General features: G+C 70.6%; 3 protein-coding genes. All 3 read right to left on the bottom strand.

The window, feature by feature from the left end; genetic code table 11:
• Nucleotides 1-1,393 (bottom strand): MFS transporter (locus DBR34_RS12635; RefSeq protein WP_128097051.1); only part of this gene is annotated, 1,393 nt, incomplete at its 3' end.
• A gap of 88 nt (nucleotides 1,394-1,481) precedes the next feature.
• Nucleotides 1,482-2,594, bottom strand: a complete 1,113-nt coding sequence (nagA, locus tag DBR34_RS12630; RefSeq protein ID WP_128097050.1) for an N-acetylglucosamine-6-phosphate deacetylase — start codon at nucleotides 2,592-2,594, stop codon at nucleotides 1,482-1,484.
• On the bottom strand, nucleotides 2,591-3,155 hold a 565-nt coding region (locus DBR34_RS12625), incomplete at its 5' end, for a DeoR family transcriptional regulator (protein WP_258223888.1). The genes DBR34_RS12625 and nagA, both read right to left, overlap by 4 nt.

The raw sequence follows: 3,155 nt of genomic DNA, 5'->3' as shown, positions 1-3,155 counted from the left end.
GGTGCAGCCGGCGGAAGAACGCGCCGATCACGCTGTCGGCCGACACCGCATCGTCGCGGCGGATCTGCAGCGAGGCGTCGATGGGGTTGTCGCTGCGCAGCGAACGCACGTTGCTGAAACCGCCGTATGCATACGACACGGTGAGCTGCTGCGGGGCGTCGCCGGCGTTGCGGTCCAGGCGCTGCCACTGGGCCGCATCCAGCGGCAGGGACAGGGTGCTGCCGGCCACCTGCTGCTGCAGCTGCGCCTGCACGTCCAGCCGCCCGTGCTCGCTTTTGACGAACAGCAGCGCGGCGGCCAGCAGGGCCACGGTGATGCCACCGGTGCCCAGCATCAGCAGGAACTTGCGGCCCTTGCGGTCCACCAGCACCAGTGCCACCACGGTCATCACCGCGTTGAGCAGCTTGATCGCCACGTCGGCACCGTTGGCCACCGACCCGGGCAGGCCGGCCTGGTTGAGGATGTTGACCGCATAGGCCAGCACCGAGTTGATGCCGGTGGCCTGGGTGAAGGCCAGCACCAGGCAGGCCAGCACGAACGGCCACACATAGCGACGGCTGAGCAGCGGGTCGCGCGTGCCGGTGGCGCCGGTCTGCACGGCATCCGGTGCCTGGATGCGCTGCAGGGTGGGTTCCACATCGCGGGGCGCCACCGTGCGTTGCAGCGCAAGCCGCGCCTTCTCGATACGGCCACGGCGCACCAGCCAGCGCGGCGATTCGCTGATCAGCAGCACGCCGCCGGTGAACACCAGCCCCGGCAACAGGCAGGTCCAGAAGATGGTGCGCCAGGCGTGGTCCTTGACGTCGAACAGCAGGCGCTGCTGTTCGGCCACCGGCAGCTGGCGCACCGCTTCGGTGGCCGCGTCCACCGCATGCGCGTGGTACAGGCCGATCAAGGCGGCCAGCACCAGCCCGATGGTCAGCAGCAGCTGGAACATCGCCGCGCCGCGGCCGCGCCGTTCGGGGCTGAGCACTTCGGCCAGGTACAGCGGCACCACCACGCCGATCAGGCCGCCGCTGATGCCCTGCAGCAGCCGTCCCATCAGCAGCGCGGCGTAGCCGTCGGACAGCGCCATGATCGGAATGCTGGCGGTGAACAGCACGCCGGCCAGGAACATCGCGCCCCGTCGCCCGATCAGGTCGGCGACCATGCCGGCGAACAGCGACGACAGCACGCTGCCCAACAGCACCGCGGCCACCACGAAGCCGAGCTGCTGGCTGGTGAGGTGCCAGCTGGCGGTGGCGGTGGCCTCCAGGTAGGGCAGGGCGCCGGCGATGATGCCGATATCGATGCCGTAGAGCAGGCCGCCCATGCCACCCATGAACAGCAGGTAGCGGATCGGCCAGCGTGGGGCGTCGGGGGCGGGAACGGCAGTGGCGGCGGCGGTGGTCATCTACGCGTTCCTGGAAAGACGGGAAGAAGGGGCGGTGCCAGCAGCCGGGCCTGGCGAATTGTGGGTGCTGGCCGGGCAGCGCCCGGCGTTACAGGGCGATCGGGTGGCCGGTGACGAACACCTGCTGCAACTGCAGCGCGGCATCCAGCACCACCAGGTCCGCGCGCGCGGCCGGGGCGATGCTGCCGCGATCGTCCAGGCCCAGGTACTGGGCCGGGAAGGTGGATACGCGCTGCGATGCATCGGCCAGCTCCAGCCCCACCTGCACCAGGTTGCGCAGCGCCTGGTCCATGGTCAGCGCGCTGCCGGCCAGCGAACCGGTGGCCAGGCGCACGCAGCCGCCGCACTTGTGCACGCGCTGCTCGCCCAGGGCGTACTCGCCGTCCGGCATGCCGGTAGCGGCGGTGGCGTCGGTCACCGCGTACAGGCGCGGAATCGCGCGTGCGGCCAGCCGGATCACGCCGGGGTGGAGGTGCTGCAGGTCCGGGATGATCTCGGCGTACTGCGCATGCGCCAGGGCAGCGGCGGCAATGCCGGGGTGGTAGTGGTCCACGCCGGTCATGCCGTTGAACAGGTGGGTGAAGCCGGTTGCGCCGGCCTGCAGGGCGGCCACGCCGTCCTCGTAGGTGCCGGCGCTGTGGCCCAGCTGCACGCGGATGCCGAGCGCGGTCAGCGCGGGAATCAACGCGGTGTGCGCGCCGATCTCCGGTGCCAGTGTCATCACCCGGATCGGCGCCAGCGCGTGCAGCTGCTGCACCAGCGCCAGGGTCGCCTCCAGCGTGCGGTTGGGCTGCGCGCCCAGCCGCTGCGGGCTGATGAACGGGCCTTCCAGGTGCACGCCGGCGATGCAGGCGGCCGCGGCGTCCGGCGCGGCCATGGTGGCCGCAACACCCTGCAGCGCATGGGCGATCTCGTCCAGGCCGGCGGTCATGGTGGTGGCCAGCAGCGTGGTGGTGCCGAAGCGCGCGTGGGTGCGGGCGATGGTGCGGGCCACGTCGCCGCCCTGCATCAGGTCCACGCCGGCCGCACCATGTACATGCAGGTCGATGAAGCCGGGCAGGATCACCGGCAGCTGCGGATCGTCGGCGCCGCTGTGGTCGTCCACCTGCAGCTGCAGGATATGGGTGTCGAAGTGCACGTGGCCACGGCGCCAGCCCAGCGGGGTGAGGATGCGGCCATGCAGGGAACGGGTCTGGGTCACGCGGGGGACTCGGCGATGATCACTTCGATGCCCAGCCGCTGCAGCCCTTCCAGGTACTCGGCGTCGATGCTGGCGTCGGTGATGACGGTGTGGACCTGGTCCAGCCGCGCGATGCGGTGCAGGCTGACCCGGCCGAACTTGGAGGCATCGGTGAGCACCACGATGCGGCGTGCGCGCTCGACCATGCGGTGGTTGAGGCTGGCTTCGGCCTCGTGGTGGGTGGTCAGGCCGAACTGCAGGTCCAGGCCATCCACGCCCAGGAACAGGGTGTCGAAGCTGTAGGTGGTGAGGCTGGCTTCGGCCTGGCTGCCCTGCAACGACAGCGACTGCTTGCGCAGCAGGCCGCCGGTGAGCAGCAGTTCCACGCCGGGTGCGTTGGCCAGTTCCCAGGCGATGTTCAGCCCGTTGGTCATCACCGTCACGTCGCGGTGCCCGCGCAGGTGCCGGGCCAGGGTCATCGTGGTGGAGCCGGAGTCGATGATGATGTTGTCGCCGGCCTTGACCAGCCCGGCCGCGTGCGCACCGATGCTGTCCTTCACCGGCAGGTTCAGGGCGTCCTTC

Origin of the sequence: Stenotrophomonas sp. HMWF003 (assembly GCF_003061285.1) — a bacterium.
GTDB classification, from domain to species: Bacteria; Pseudomonadota; Gammaproteobacteria; order Xanthomonadales; family Xanthomonadaceae; genus Stenotrophomonas; species Stenotrophomonas maltophilia_AP.
Note: the sequence above shows the minus strand (reverse complement) of the source record. Positions and strands in the feature narration are given on the sequence as shown.